The organism is Microbacterium sp. HM-570 (genome assembly GCF_054165885.1).
In genome coordinates, this window is sequence record NZ_CM135111.1 from 896710 (window position 1) to 911404 (window position 14695).

A 14695-nucleotide genomic window follows, 5' to 3' on the forward strand; every position below is an offset into this window, starting at 1 on the left:
TAGTCACGTGAAGGGAACTCCTTGACAGTTCAACTGCTCGGCGTGCGTGAATCGCGCGCCGTTCTGACTCGCCGGGCAGCTGCAGTGACGCCGAGCGACACCAGGATACCAGCCATGGTTATCGCAAAAAGCGGGAGAGAGCCGAAGATCAGGGATTCATGCGACGGCAGCAGCGGCGAACGGGCCGGTGTCGCCGCATCCGCGGGCGGCAACGCCTCCACCTCGACGGGGACCGCGGTCTGATCGGGCGCCGGTCCCGAGTCCGCGCGGCGGTAGAGCCGAATCCACTCCTGGAGGCTCCCCATGGGGTTCTCGGTCACCGTGGCGACATTGGCCGAAACGGCGCCCGCCGCATCCACGATGCCGGCGCCGTAGAGCCGGGGATCCGTGCCCGCGGCCGGCTTGGCCGTCGTTATGATCCGGTTGATCACGTTGGCGACGTCGAGCTCGGGATGCGCCGAGCGCACGAGCGCGGCGATGCCGGCCACGATGGGCGCGGCGCCGCTCGTGCCGCCCCATTCGACGATGCGGCCGTCGGCCGACACACCCAGCAGTTTTTCGCTGGGCGCCGAGATTCCGATCGTGATGCCCTGCGTGGATGCCTCGACGCTGGCGTTGCCCTGCGGGTCGACGCCGCCGACTGTCAATACCCCGGGAATCGTCGCCGGAGCTCCGACACGCGTCGTGCCCGTTCCGCGATTGCCCGCCGCGACCACCACGACGACATCGTTGTCGAACGCGTACTCGAACGCGCTGTCCCAGAGCGGGTCCCACCCCAGCGTGTTCGTCGTGAAGGACAGGTTGATGACAGTCGCGCCGTTGTCGACCGCCCAATGGATCGCCTCGGAGACCTGCTCGACGAACGGAACGGGGGCGGATGATCCGAACCCGAGCGAGACAGACAGCAGTTCCGCGTCGGGGGCCACCCCGACCATCCCCTTGCCATCGGCCGTTCCGCGCGCTGCGGCGAGCGACGCAACCCACGACCCGTGATTGGAGTCCACGACCCCGACGGGCGTGCGACCGTCCGAGCTGCCGAGACCCGAGACATCCGTTCCACCCGCAACCGCACCCTGGAACTCGGGCGGACCCGAACCGATGCCCGTGTCGATGATCGCGATCGTCTGCCCCGCGCCCCGGGTCGTCTGCCAGGCAGTGCGGACGCCCAGCGAATCGAGCCAATACTCCGCCGCGCGCACTGGATCTGCCGTGTCGTCGGGAACAGGCGATGCCGCGGCCGGGGGGCCGAAGACGACAGGCGTTGCGGCGATAACCGTCGCGAGCAGCAACGCAAGAACACGTGAGGCCTTCACGAAACCGAACCCGGCGTCTCGCACTCGCACACGGCGGGCGACCAGCGCGAGCGCTCGAGTGCCCGGTCACCGATCGGGTTGACCCCCGGTCCCGCCGCGAGTGCGTGACCGGCAAGGGCATGCAGGCACTTCACGCGGACCGGCATTCCGCCCGCCGAGATGCCGGCGATCTCGTCGACCTCGCCATAGTTCGATCGGTCGACGAGGTAGGCGGCGTGCGCGCGGGCGTACTCGGCGGCGATGTCGTCTTCGACCAGCAGATCCTGCAGCTCAGCCATGACGTGCGTCGCTTCGAGCTCGCTCATCGCCGCCGTGGCGGCCGGATGCGTGAGGTAGTAGAACGTCGGGAACGGACTACCGTCGGGCAGACGCGGCAACGTGGCGACGACCGTCGGGTTTCCGCACACACAGCGCGCGGCGATGCCCAGGACTCCTCGAGCGGGCCGGCCCAGTTGCGCGCCGACGACCGCGAGTTCGGCCTCGGTGGGCGCGGCGAAGGGCGGTGTCGTCACCTCATTAGGGTATCCGCCGAACATGCAGAGAAAGGTCCGTCTCCTACGGGGCGGGACTCTCGCTGGACGGTTCGGGGTCGGGCACACCGATCGTCGGTCCCATCACCGTCTGGGCGAGGCCAGCGGTCGTCACCGATGCCAGCAGCTGCGTCATCCAGTCGGTCGGCGTCTCGACCACGTCCGCGCTCACGGGCTTCTCCGTCGTCGGCTGCAGATCGGCGGGAAGATCGTTCACGACCAGGTAGGCGACCTCGCCGGGACGCATGTAATACAGCCGCTCGCGCGCCTGTGTCGTGATGTAGGCGGGATCACCCCAGCGTTCCTGCTGCTGTTGGAGCTGCTCGACCTCTTCTTGACCAGCGACGACGGATGCTTCGAGCGCGGCGATCGACTGCCGCTGCTGTACGAAGTTGCCGAAGGTGGGCACGAGCACGAACGCCGCCAGCACCACGAGGCTCATCATCACGACCATGAAACCCGAGAGGCGCACCCCGCCGAGCCAGCCCCGAACATCGACGCGGCGCGTAGCGGCGTGGCGCCCGGGCGGACGCGACGGGGAGGGCCGCGAAGCGGATGGACGGCGGGTCGAGCCGCGAGGAGCGGAAGGCCGGGAAGCGGAAGAGGGGGGAGCCGGTCGTTTCGCCATGTCTCCCCCCTCTTTCACTGCTGCTTCGGTGCGTTACCCCTGGTAGCGGGGGAAGGCCGAGCGACCCGCGAATACCGCGGCGTCGCCGAGCTCTTCTTCGATACGCAGAAGCTGATTGTATTTCGCGACGCGCTCGCTGCGGGCGGGCGCGCCGCTCTTGATCTGACCCGAGCCGGTCGCGACGGCGAGGTCGGCGATCGTGGTGTCTTCAGTCTCACCCGAGCGGTGCGAGAACATCGTCGTGTAGCCCGCGCGGTGCGCCATGTCGACGGCGTCGAGCGTCTCGGAGAGCGTTCCGATCTGGTTGACCTTGACCAGCAGCGAGTTGGCGACGCCGCGCTTGATGCCATCCGCCAGGCGGGTGGGGTTGGTCACGAACAGGTCGTCGCCGACGAGCTGGATCTTCGATCCGAGCTTCTCCGTGAGGTGCTTCCAGGCGTCCCAGTCATCCTCGGCGAGGGCGTCCTCGATCGTGATGATCGGGTAGGCGTTCGCGATTTCGACGTAGTAGTCGGTGAGCTGCTCGGCTGTCCAGTTCTTGCCCTCGAAGACGTAGGCGCCGTCGCGGAAGAACTCGGTCGCGGCGACATCCATCCCGAGGGCGATGTCGGTTCCCGGCTTGAATCCGGCCTTCTCGATGGCCGTGATGAGGAAGTCGAGGCCCTCGCGGTTGCTCGGGAGGTCGGGGGCGAAGCCGCCCTCGTCGCCGAGGCCCGTGGCGTAGCCGGCCTTCAGCAGCTCGCCCTTGAGGACGTGGTACGTCTCGGTGCCCCAGCGGAGGGCCTCGGAGAACGTCTCGGCACCGATCGGCGCGAGGAAGAACTCCTGCATGTCGATGCCGTTGTCGGCGTGCGATCCGCCGTTGATGACGTTGAACAGGGGAACGGGCAGGACGTGCGCGTTCGGGCCACCGAGGTAGCGGAACAGGGGCAGGTCGGCCGAGTCGGCCGCGGCCTTCGCTACGGCGAGGCTGACGCCGAGGATGGCATTGGCGCCGACGCGGCTCTTGTTCTCGGTGCCGTCGGTGTCGATCATGATCTCGTCGACGATGCGCTGCTCGCTGGCTTCGATGCCTTCGAGGGCCGGGCCGAGCTCGTCGATCACGGCATCGACGGCCTTCAGAACGCCCTTGCCGCCGTAACGGCTCTTGTCGCCGTCGCGCAGTTCGTACGCTTCGAACGCTCCGGTGGATGCGCCGGAGGGAACAGCAGCCCGCTGAACGATTCCGTCATCGAGCAGCACCTCCACTTCGACTGTCGGGTTGCCTCGCGAATCGAGGATTTCGCGGGCGCCTACTGCCTCGATGAGTGCCACGTGTTTGACTCCTTGCTCGTGCACTGCGGGTGGTGTTCGGAGCGTCGTCGGTCCTCCGTCAGTCTAGCGAGGTGGTCGCTCCCGCACAGGGCGTGCGCTCGTCGTTCACGCCGCGTTACGGCGCCGATGCTCCCGTAAGGACCGCCAGGGCGAATCCGTCCCATCCCTTCAGCCCCACCGTCTGCAACGCCGTCGCCTCGAAACGCGCATCGGCACCCAGCATCTCGAGGGCAGCGCGCGTGCCGGCGACACGGGGGTCGGTCGTGTGCGGATCGACGATGTCGCCCTCGCGTCCGATGTTGTCGAGTACGACGACGGTGCCCGGTCGACCGAGCCGAGCCGCCCAGTCGAGGTAGATCGTGTTGGACTCTTTGTCCGCGTCGATGAAGACCAGATCGAACGGCTCGGTGGCCGATGACTCAGCTCCGACAAGCGTGGGCAATACCTCCGCGGCGCGCCCGACGAGGATCTCCACGCGCTGCCCCACGCCGGCTGCGTCGATGTTGACACGCGCCACTTTTGCATTGCGGGGCTCCGCCTCGATCGTGATCACGCGACCGTTCTCATCGAGCGCCCTGGCGAGCCAGATGGTCGAGTACCCGCCGAGCGTCCCGATCTCGAGCACGCGTCGCGCGCCCGCGATCCGTGCGAGCAGGTGCAGCAGCTTCCCGGCGACCGGTGCCACCTCGATCGCGGGAAGCCCCGCCGCGCTCTGAGCCGCCACCGTCGATTCGAGCGCCGCGTCGTGTCCGACCAGCGTGTCGACCAGGTAATCGTCGGCGCTTCGCCAGTTCGCGGGGGTGGATTCGGCCATCAGGTGTCGTGCTCGATGATGCCGGCGGCCTCGCGGTCATCGTCGACCCCACCCGGCGGATATTCGGCGAGTTCGGGTCGGTGACGCAGGAACAGGATGCTCGCGGTCAACCCGCCCCAGACGATCAGGATCGACAGGACCAGGAAGGCGATTGCCAGCGGGGTCATGACCGTGCTCCCTTCGCGCGGGCCGCCGTGTCGCCCGGCGCGGCGCGTCTGGCGCTCGCGGGCGGATACTCCGGCCACGCGGTGAAGTCATCCGGCGAGCGCTTCCACCGCAGAACGGAGAGCACGACCGCGCCGACGACGAGCACGAGCACCGTGCCCCAGCCGAAGACGAGCAGGTACCAGGGCGGCATCCCCCCGTACCCCTCGGTGATCAGCACGACGATGCGCGAGATCAGCATGTAACCGAGCACGAGCGGCGCCAGCACGCTGACGAGCAGCAGCCAAACACGACCCACGCGGAAGGTTGAGAGGGAGTCGAGGTGGTAGCGCAGCTCGGGCCCCTTGCGCGCGACCCACAGCACGAGCACGGTCGTCAGGATCGCGGATGCCACGATGCCGATGTTATTGGCCCACTGGTCGACGACATCCAGCGCGAGGAGCCCCGTTGTCGTCGAGAAGATCAGCATCGACAGAATGGCCGAGACGATACCGACGGAGAGCGCGGCGCGGCGGGTCGAGAGTCCGAATTTCTCCTGTACCGCAGCCGAGACGACCTGCAGCACCGACACGAGCGACGTGAACCCGGCGAGGGTCAACGACCCGAAGAACAGGCACCCGAAGATCGGCCCGCCCGGCATCTGCGACACGATCGCGGGGAACGTGATGAACGACAGGCCGACGCCCGTCAGCCCCTCGAGTTCGTCGATCGCTACGCCCTGGCTGAACGCGAAGAACCCGAGCGTCGCGAAGACACCGATGCCCGCGAGGATCTCGAAGGAGGAGTTGGAAAACGCCACCACGAGACCCGGAGTCGTGAGGTTCGAACGGCGCTTGCGGTACGAGGCGTAGGTGATCATGATGCCGAACGCGATCGACAGGGAGAAGAAGATCTGGCTGTACGCCGCGATCCAGACGTTCGGGTCGGCGAGCGCCGTCCAGTCGGGGGTGAAGAGTGCGTTGAGGCCCTCGGCTGCGCCGTCGAGGAAGAGCGCGCGCACGACCAGGATCAGGAACGCGATCACCAGGACGGGGAGCGCGATGACGTTCACGCGCTGCAGTCCTTTGGCCACACCGGCGGCGAGGACCACGATCGCCAGGATCCAGACGATGGCGAGCGGAATGAGCACGCCCGGCACGAATTCCGTGCTGAACCCGGGGTCACCCGTCTGAAGGTACTCCCCCGTGAAGAACGCGGCCGGGTCGTCGCCCCAGCGGAGGTCGAACGAGAAGACGAAGAAGCTCAGCGACCAGGCGATGACGACGGTGTAGTACAGGCCGATCACGAAGGCGATGGTCACCTGGAACCATCCGAGCGATTCCAGCCATCGGCCCGATCTGCCACCCAAACGACGGAACGCCGTGGGCGCGGCGCCGCGGAAGCGGTGGCCGATCGCGTAATCGAGGAACAGGATCGGGATGCCCGCCGTGAGCAGCGCGATCAGGTACGGCACGAGGAATGCACCCCCGCCGTTCTCGTACGCGACGCCGGGAAAGCGCCAGATGTTGCCGAGCCCGACGGCGGACCCGATTGCCGACAGGATGAACCCGACCTGACCGGTCCATTGTTCGCGAGGCCTGTCATCGGGTGTCGTCGCTCCGGCATCCGTTTGCTGGTCTTTCTCGAACCGCGCCATGTTGCTCCCGCGTTGTGAGTTTCGATCTCCGGAATTCGTGGTGAGCACGCTATCAGCCGCATCGCCGCCGTCGCGAGGGCTTGCGTCACACTCTGGCGGGCACCGCGCTCCGGCTTTCCACGGCGGCGACGACGACCGGCAACAGCGCCTCGGCAGTGCGTCCATAACCGAGTGCGCTCGGGTGGAAGCGATCGACACCGAACATCTCGTCGGGCTGCTCGAAGAACACCCTGCCGACCGCGCTGCGGAGCGACACCGCGGTCGCGCCGGATTTCTCGGCGATCGCGGCCTGAGCTGCGGCCAGTTGTCGGGACATCTGCGATCCCAGTATCCGCAGGGGTTGGGGCACGGGCCGGAGCGCCCCGAGGTCAGGGCAGGTGCCCACCACGACGGGAATGCCGCGTGCGCGCAGCCGCATGATCGCCGTGCGCAAATGTTCGGCCGACACCGATACGGGGATGCGGTGGGTCACATCGTTGCCGCCCACCACGATCACGGCGACATCGGCGACGTACCGCTCGGGCAGCCCGTCGATCTGCTCCGCGAGCGCGGACGATTCGGAGCCGACGATGGCCGCGGTCCGGAGCCGCACGGGTTGGCCGATGCGCCCCGCCAGGCCCTTGGCGAGACGGGCGCCGAGCGTGTCCTTGCGGCGGTCCGCCCCGAGACCTGCCGCGATCGAATCGCCGAGGACGAGCAACTCGACCGGGCGACCCGGCAACTGCTTGCGCCACACGCGATCCGAGCGCGGCGCAAGTTCGCCGAGCGGCTTACCGATCCGCCGCCGGGCGACAGCCGCCTGGCGCGTCAGAAGCATCCGCGCACCAACCGCGACCCCGAAGCTCGCGACCGCCACGAGAGCGAGCGATCCACCGACCCTCAGGGCGACGCGGGAGCGGCTCATACCCGCGATCACACCCCGGCGAGGTGAACGCCGTCTGTCGCGCGAGCGACGCGTGCGTTCCGCGATCGCTCCCTGAGCCTGTCGAAGGGAGCAGACAGGCATAGACGGGCCGGCCGCGCCACTTCGACAGGCTCAGTGACCGGGGCGTCCGCGTCTGGACAGCGCGCCTATTTCAAGGGCTTGAGCTCGATCGTGGCTGCCGTCGCCCCGGTCGCGACCGTCGCGAGGGCGGTGTATCCATCGGACACCGCGCGCTCGAGGGTCGGCTTGAGGTTCTTGGTCCGACGCTCGAGCCGCACGCGCGCGCCCTCGGCGACGAACGACGCCTTGAGGGCGAGCAGCTCGGCGACCGGGACGTCTGCGTCGTGCACCAAGACGACCGCGGTCGCCGCGGCATCCTCTCCCGCCTCGACCAGATCGACGATGCGCTCGAACCCGATGGAGAATCCGACTGCCGGGACATCCGAGCCGAGGAACCGGCCGATCATCCCGTCGTAGCGTCCGCCGCCGCCGAGCGAATAGCCGACGCTCGGGTGCGCGAGTTCGAAGATCGTGCCCGTGTAATACCCCATGCCCCGGACGAGGAAGGGGTCGAACGCGAGAATGCCCGATCCCGACGCGAGAGTGCCCGTTGCGGCCGCGAGAGTGCCTCGAGAGGCAGCGACAGCCTCTCCGACACCCACCAGATGTTGGATGACCTCGTCGGAGATCCCCTCGGGAAGAGCCCGACGAATCTGCTCTTCGCCATACGGCAGGGCGTCAGACGTCTGCGGACGGCGCAGGAATTCGTCGAAGGCGTCCACGGCCGCGGGCGTCGCGCCGCGCTCGCGGAGCTCGGCCGCCACACCGTCGGGGCCGATCTTGTCGAGCTTGTCGATGGTGATCAGCACGCCCGCACGCTCGGCATCCGCGAAGCCGAAGCTCGCGAGCATCCCATCCAGCGCACGTCGGTCGTTGATACGAACGGTCGCTCCCGCGAGCCCCAGGGCGTCGAGGGTGTCGAGCGTCGCGGCGATCAGCTCGGCTTCGGCACGGGGCGTCGCATCGCCCAGCACGTCGATGTCGCACTGCACGAACTGGCGGTAGCGGCCCTTCTGGGGACGCTCCGCGCGCCACACGGGCGCGATCTGCACGGCACGGAACACGGCTGGCAGCTCGGCCCGATGCGAAGCGTAGAAGCGGGCGAGCGGCACGGTCAGGTCGTAGCGGAGGCCCAGGTCGGCGAGCGCGGCGGGGTCGTCTGCGGCGGCACGGATGCCGTCGGCGTCGAGACCCCGGCGCAGGATGCTGAACGAGAGCTTCTCGTTGTCGCCGCCGATGCCCGCGTGTAGGCGCTCGTAGTCCTCGACGACGGGTGTCTCGATCTCGTCGAACCCGTGCGCGCGGTAGCGGTCGCGGATGACGGCGAGCACACGCTCGCGGCGGGCCTTTTCGGCGGGGAGGAAGTCGCGCATGCCGCGCGGCGGGTTCACGGATGCCACGGCCCTATCCTTTCATCCGCCCGGCCCGCCCTGTTCGCGCGCGCCCGCCCCAGACCCGCACGTCGATCCGTTCACCTGGCAGAAATTACGAGTTCGACGCCTCCAGACCCACCTTTTCTGCCAGGCGAGCAGGCCCAGGGCCGCGACGACGGCGGGCGGACGAAGGTCAGGCGGGGCCGGCAGCCTCGGCGGCGCGGATGTCGGACTCGAGCGTCCGCAAGCGCTCCCGCAGAGCTCGTTCGGCATCCCAACCCTGGGCCCGAGCCTGCACCACGAGGGCAAGTAGCGCGTCGCCGAGCTCGGCCTCGGAATCCGGGCCGGTCGTGACGGGCGCCACGACGGGGGCGGGCACCAGTCCCGACACCTTGCCCAACAGCTTCTGCGCCAACGCGAGCGACGGCATCCCCGAGGGCGCGCCATCCAGCACACTCCGCCGCTCGCTCTTCTCGGCCGCCTTCGCGGCGTTCCAGAGCACCAGCACCTGCTCGGGCGTCTCGGCGACATCGTCACCGAAGACGTGCGGATGCCGACGCACCATCTTCTCGGTCAGCCCGTCGGCGACATCCGCGATGTCGAAGGGGTCATCCGCGTCGCGTGCCGCGATCTCGGCGTGGAACAGCACCTGCCACAGCAGATCGCCGAGTTCCTCACGCAATTCCGCGCGCGAGCCATCCTCGACCGCGTCGACCAGCTCGGCGCTCTCCTCGATCAGATACGGAACGAGATCGCGATGCGTGATCTGCTGGGTCCAGACGCACCGATCGCGGACCAGCCGCATCGTCTCGACTGCTGCCGCCAGCGCCTCGGCACGGCGCGCGGCGCCAGCGTCCTGACTCTCCATCGCCCCATCCTGCCCCACGCGCCGAACGTATGTCCGGCGCCGCGAAACGCTCAGGCAAGCTGGCCACCTGTGGGCGTCGACGCCGGCGGCACATCGATATCGTCCGACTCGACGTGCGCGAGGTGACGGAAGTGCCGTGCTCGCAGCGACACCAGGACCGCCGCGATGACCAGCGAGACCCCGGAGCCCGCGAGCACACCGAGGGTCGCCTCGTCGCGGACGAGCGGATCACCGGCGAACGCCAGCTCGGACAGCAGCAGCGACACGGTGAATCCGATGCCACCGAGCGCTCCGGCAGCCAGAAGATCCGCGAACGACAGGTGGGGCGTCGCTCCGCGATTGGCGAGGCGCAACGAGATCCAGCTGAACACCGAGATACCGATGATCTTTCCGACCGGGAGTGCGACGAGGATGCCCCAGAAGGCGGGCGAGAGCTGAGCGGGCGACACCATCGGGATGACGACGAGTGCGGCCGAGAACGCGAACAGGGGCAGCACGATGCCGTTGACCCAGGGCTCGAGTGTGTGCCGCGTGCGCAGGGCGGGGCCCTGCGCGAAGGCCAGGCCGAGCGCAACGCCGGCGATCGTGGCGTGCACGCCGGACAGATACACCGCGACCCACGTTGCGATGCCGAGCACCACCAGGATCGCGGCGATCGGCACGCGTGCGCGGGTGTCGAGGCGGCGGCTCAGTAGGCCGAAGATCACGACGAGGACGGCGGAGAGGCCCAGCAGGGCGAAGTTGACATCGGTCGTGAAGAGCACCGCGATGAACAGGATGCCGACGATGTCGTCGAGAATCGCGAGAGCCAGGAGGAAGATCCGGATGCCGGAGGGCAATCCCTTGCCGAACACCGCGAGCACCCCGAGGGCGAAGGCGATGTCGGTGGCGGTCGGAATGGGCCATCCGCGCGACGCATCCGAACCCGCGGCGAACGCCAGATAGATCACGATCGGGATGAGCACGCCACCCGCGGCCGCGATCGCCGGTTGCAGCGCCTTCTTCGCCGAGTTGAGTTCGCCCGCCGTGAGTTCGAACTGCAGCTCGATCGCGACGACGAAGAAGAAGACCACCAACAGGCCATCCTGGATCCAGTGCCCGACCGACATCTCGAACACGCCCGGGATGCCCAGGTACGTCTCTTTGACGGCTTCTGCACCCGCACCGAGCGGGGAGTTGGCGATGATCAGCGCCGCGACGGCAGCCGTCAGAAGGATGATTGCGGGGAATCGTGCAGAACGAAGGAGGGCCACGGGGTCCTTTCGGGGTTGGGGGCCACGCGGTTTCACCCGCGATGTTCGGTGGGCGCGCTTTGACCACCGCCGACCAGACTTCCCGGCACACCAGTGGTCCACTCTAACGCTTGCCCCGACAATGTCCCCTGCACGCTGGCGGTACGCCGAAGCCCAGCGTGACGAACCGGTAACACTCCCGCACTACCCTGAAAACCATGCCCGAACCCACAACCACCGAAGCAATCGATCTCGTCGGGCGCTTCGACGCCGGTCAAGAATTGCCCCAGTCGATGCGTGCGGACGTGCGGATGCTGGGTGCCCTGCTCGGCCAGGTGCTCCGCGAGAGCGGCGCGCCCGGCCTGTACGACGACGTCGAGCGGTTGCGGGCCGCGACGATCCAGGCGTACACCGACCCCACGTCCGAGGCCTTCGAGCGTGCCGAGGCCACCGTCGAGTCCTTCACGGTCGAGCGCGCCGACGAGGTCGCTCGCGCGTTCACCTGCTACTTCCACCTGGTCAACCTCGCGGAAGAGCACCAGCGCGTGCGCGTGCTGCGGGAGCGCGACGGGCGTCCCGAGAAAGAGAACGCGACGGACTCGATCGCAGCGGCCTTCGCGCGCCTCGCGGAAGAGGTCGGCGAGGAGACCGCCCTCGACCGATTGCAGGGCCTGCGGTTCCACCCGGTCTTCACGGCGCATCCCACCGAGGCCCGCCGCCGCGCGATCTCCTCGACCGTGCGGCGCATCGCGACGCTGCTCGAGACCCTCGACTCTTCTCGGGATGGAGGTGCCGACGAGCGACGGGCGCGCCGCGGCATCCTCGAAGAAATCGACACGCTCTGGCGCACGGCGCCGCTGCGCGCCGAGAAGCCCTCGCCCACCGATGAGGTCCGCGCGATCATGGCGGTTTTCGACGAAACGCTCTACACCGCGGTGCCGCACGTGTACCGCCGCGTGGATGACGCACTCCAGGGTCCCGAGGCGGGTCGCCGCGCACCGATCGTGCGCCCGTTCGTGCGGGTCGGCTCGTGGGTCGGTGGAGACCGCGACGGCAACCCCTTCGTCACCGCGAAGGTCACCCGCAAGGCCGCCGCGATCGCCTCCGAGCACGTGCTGCTCGGCCTCGAGCGCACCGCATCGCGTGTCGGCCGGTCGCTGACGCTGGATGCCGACACCACTCCCCCGAGCCCGGCGCTCGTCGCCCTCTGGAATCGACTGCGCGCAGCGGACGAAGACGCCGCGGCCGATATCGCCAAGCGCTCGCCCAACGAGCCGCACCGACGCATCCTGCTGCTGCTCGCCCGCCGCATCGCCGCGACCCGCACCCGTGACGCCGACCTCGCATTCCGCGACCCTGACGAACTGCTCACCGACCTGCGGGTCGTGCAGGATTCGCTCGTCGCCGCTTCTGCGGAGCGCCACGCGTTCGGCGGACTGCAGCAGCTCATCTGGCAGGTCGAAACCTACGGGTTCCACCTGGCCGAGCTCGAGGTCCGGCAGCACTCGCAGGTGCACCGCACGGCTCTCGCCGAGCTCGAGGCCGGGGGCGCGCTGAGCGAGACGACCGAGGAGGTTCTCGAGGTCTTCCGTGCCGTCGCCTTCGTGCAAGAACGCTTCGGTCCGCGCGCGGCCGGACGGTACATCGTCTCGTTCACGCAGTCGGCGGAAGACCTCGTGAACGTGCGGCGCCTCGCCCGTTACGCTGTGGGACCGGACGCGAAGGCCCCGGTGCTCGACGTCATCCCGCTCTTCGAGACCTTCGCCGATCTGCAGGCGGCGCCGGGCATCCTCGCCGAGATCGTCACGCACCCAGAGTTCGCCGAACGACTCGAGAGCACCGGACGGCGCCTCGAGGTCATGCTTGGTTACTCGGATTCGTCGAAGGATGTCGGACCCGTCGCCGCCAATCTCGCTCTCTATGAGGCGCAGGCCGCGATCGCCGCATGGGCACGCGAAGAGGGCATCGAGTTGACCCTGTTCCACGGTCGCGGCGGCGCGCTCGGGCGCGGTGGCGGACCCGCCAACAGCGCGATTCTGGCCCAGCCGCCGCACTCGGTCGAGGGGCGCTTCAAGCTCACCGAGCAGGGAGAGGTCATCTTCGCCCGGTACGGCGACCCGGCGATCGCGATGCGGCACATCGACCAGGTCGCGGCGGCCACGCTACTGGCGTCTTCCCCGTCGATCGAGCGACGCAACGAAGAGGCAGCCTCGCGGTACGCGAGCGTCGCGGCGACGATGGACTCCGCATCCCGTGAGCGTTTCTTCTCGCTGGTCCGCGCACCCGGATTCGCGCCGTGGTTCGCAACCGTCACACCGCTCGAAGAGGTCGGTCTCTTGGCGCTCGGCTCACGCCCGGCCCGCCGCGGACTGTCGGTGGAATCGCTCGAGGACCTGCGAGCCATCCCCTGGGTGTTCGCGTGGACGCAAGCGCGCATCAACCTCGCCGGCTGGTTCGGCCTGGGCACCGCGCTCGATGCCGTCGGCGACGAGGCGCTGCTGCGCGAGGCGTACGACGAGTGGCCGCTGCTGCGCACGATGATCGATAACGTCGCGATGAGCCTCGCCAAGGCCGATCCGCGGATCGCCCGCCGCTACCTGGCGCTCGGTGACCGCGACGAACTGGCCGAACTCGTGCTGGACGAGATGGAATCGACGCGCAACTGGGTGATCCGCATCACCGGCGGCGGCGAACTCCTCTCGAACAAGCCCGTGCTCCAGCGCGCCGTGAAGATGCGCAGCCCGTACGTCGACGCGCTGTCGATGCTGCAGCTGCGTGCCCTGCGTGCCCTGCGCGCCTCGGCCGCGATCGGTTCCGGGGCGGATCCCGAACAGCAGCGTCTGCTTCTGCTCTCGGTCAGCGGCGTCGCGGCGGGCCTGCAGAACACCGGCTGAGCCTCGCCGTCGCGTGGCGGTCGGACGGATGTCGGAGGCCCGGCCTAGCGTGTTCGCATGATCAAGACACGAGAAGACGTCAGCGACCTCGCCGCCGAGATCTGCCCTGTCTGCGACGACACACGTGTACGGGTCGTGGAGGTCAGATGGTTCGTCCTCGAGCTCGACCGGGACGAAGAGCTGCGCGGCGAAGAAACCCGTCGCGGCAAGAACAGTGACGATGAGCTGTACGAAGATGAACCCGCGCTCGAATTCCGCTGCATGTCCTGTGGTGCCAACTGGGCCTGACGAACGAGGGTCCGGCGTCAGTCGACGCGGCGGTCCTGCCTGTGGCGCGAGAGGCTGCGGCCGTAGCGCTCGGTGAGTTGGACCATCAGGTCGGGTGTCGCTCGGTCGAGGCCGAACACATATCCGGGAAAGTCGAGCTCTTTCTGAGCCGCCCAGATCTCGTCATGGCGGTCGGGTGGATACAGCCCGAGCGGGTGCCCCACTGCGATCCAGGCGATCGGTACGACGGTCTCGGGCGGGAGTGTCGTGCGCAGGTGCACGATCGCGCCGATCCGTACCTCGCAGCGGTCGCCGATCCGCGCACCGTTGAACACGCGTGTGCCCGTCGCGAGGAACACCTCGGAGCCGATGACCGCGCCGCTCACCGTCGCGCCCGGACCGATCAACGTGTGATCCCCGATGTGCACGGGGTCTGCCGATGTGGCCCGGATGACGGCGTTCTCCATCACGATGACGCAGGCGGCGAGCGTGATCGGGCCCCCTTCCGCCGTGATCACGGCGCCGTGCAAGACCTGACAGTCGGGGCCGATCTCGACATCGCCCGAGATGACGGCGGTTTCGGCGATGACTGCCGTCGGATCGATGCGGGGTCGTGCCCCGAGGTGCTCGAACAGCATGCGCACAACCTACTCCGCTCGCCTCCCCGCTCGCCTCC

14 protein-coding genes are annotated in these 14695 nt (G+C 68.5%); 2 read left to right on the plus strand and 12 right to left on the minus strand.

Features of this window, described 5'->3' with window-relative positions:
* Positions 1-29: 29 nt before the first annotated feature.
* The 11 genes from ACT9TC_RS04210 to nhaA all read right to left on the minus strand — a co-directional run bounded on the left by ACT9TC_RS04210 (position 30) and on the right by nhaA (position 10879).
* Positions 30-1313 carry a S8 family peptidase gene (locus ACT9TC_RS04210; RefSeq protein ID WP_458042173.1) on the minus strand — a complete coding sequence of 428 codons (1284 nt, stop codon included), beginning with the start codon at positions 1311-1313 and terminating at the stop codon, positions 30-32.
* Positions 1310-1825 (minus strand): DUF501 domain-containing protein, encoded by a 516-nt coding sequence (locus ACT9TC_RS04215; protein ID WP_458042174.1) that lies wholly within the window; start codon positions 1823-1825, stop codon positions 1310-1312. Before ACT9TC_RS04215 ends, ACT9TC_RS04210 begins: the two co-directional genes overlap by 4 nt.
* Before the next feature lie 43 nt (positions 1826-1868).
* Positions 1869-2315, minus strand: coding sequence for an FtsB family cell division protein (locus ACT9TC_RS04220; protein WP_458042175.1), 447 nt, complete (start codon positions 2313-2315; stop codon positions 1869-1871).
* Between the two features lie 189 nt (positions 2316-2504).
* On the minus strand, positions 2505-3785 hold the full coding sequence (gene eno, locus ACT9TC_RS04225; RefSeq protein WP_458042176.1) for a phosphopyruvate hydratase: 1281 nt from the start codon (positions 3783-3785) through the stop codon (positions 2505-2507).
* 115 nt (positions 3786-3900) lie between these two features.
* Entirely contained in the window at positions 3901-4599 is a 699-nt protein-coding gene (locus tag ACT9TC_RS04230) for an O-methyltransferase (RefSeq protein WP_458042177.1), read from the minus strand.
* Positions 4599-4766, minus strand: coding sequence for a MetS family NSS transporter small subunit (locus ACT9TC_RS04235; protein ID WP_458042178.1), 168 nt, complete (start codon positions 4764-4766; stop codon positions 4599-4601). Before ACT9TC_RS04235 ends, ACT9TC_RS04230 begins: the two co-directional genes overlap by 1 nt.
* A complete protein-coding gene (locus ACT9TC_RS04240; RefSeq protein WP_458042179.1) occupies positions 4763-6400 on the minus strand; it encodes a sodium-dependent transporter in 1638 nt (545 codons plus the stop codon). Before ACT9TC_RS04240 ends, ACT9TC_RS04235 begins: the two co-directional genes overlap by 4 nt.
* 85 nt (positions 6401-6485) lie before the next feature.
* Entirely contained in the window at positions 6486-7304 is an 819-nt protein-coding gene (locus tag ACT9TC_RS04245; protein WP_458042180.1) for an SGNH/GDSL hydrolase family protein, read from the minus strand.
* Between the two features lie 167 nt (positions 7305-7471).
* Positions 7472-8758: a histidine--tRNA ligase gene (gene hisS / locus ACT9TC_RS04250; protein WP_458042860.1), complete on the minus strand. Its 1287-nt coding sequence runs from the start codon at positions 8756-8758 to the stop codon at positions 7472-7474.
* Positions 8759-8951: 193 nt separating this feature from the next.
* Positions 8952-9626, minus strand: coding sequence for a MazG family protein (locus ACT9TC_RS04255; RefSeq protein ID WP_458042181.1), 675 nt, complete (start codon positions 9624-9626; stop codon positions 8952-8954).
* 50 nt (positions 9627-9676) lie between these two features.
* Positions 9677-10879 (minus strand): Na+/H+ antiporter NhaA, encoded by a 1203-nt coding sequence (gene nhaA, locus ACT9TC_RS04260; RefSeq protein WP_458042182.1) that lies wholly within the window; start codon positions 10877-10879, stop codon positions 9677-9679.
* A 197-nt stretch (positions 10880-11076) separates the two neighbouring features.
* Here nhaA and ACT9TC_RS04265 point away from each other — a divergent pair, with 197 nt between their 5' ends.
* Together ACT9TC_RS04265 and ACT9TC_RS04270 are read left to right on the plus strand one after the other, a co-directional pair.
* The gene (locus ACT9TC_RS04265) at positions 11077-13752 is read left to right on the plus strand and encodes a phosphoenolpyruvate carboxylase (RefSeq protein ID WP_458042183.1); all 2676 of its coding nucleotides are present in this window, start codon (positions 11077-11079) and stop codon (positions 13750-13752) included.
* A 57-nt stretch (positions 13753-13809) separates the two neighbouring features.
* Positions 13810-14040, plus strand: coding sequence for a hypothetical protein (locus tag ACT9TC_RS04270; protein ID WP_458042184.1), 231 nt, complete (start codon positions 13810-13812; stop codon positions 14038-14040).
* Between the two features lie 17 nt (positions 14041-14057).
* On the opposite strand, the gene ACT9TC_RS04275 is transcribed toward ACT9TC_RS04270, so the two are convergent.
* Positions 14058-14657 (minus strand): gamma carbonic anhydrase family protein, encoded by a 600-nt coding sequence (locus tag ACT9TC_RS04275; protein WP_458042185.1) that lies wholly within the window; start codon positions 14655-14657, stop codon positions 14058-14060.
* Positions 14658-14695: the final 38 nt, after the last annotated feature.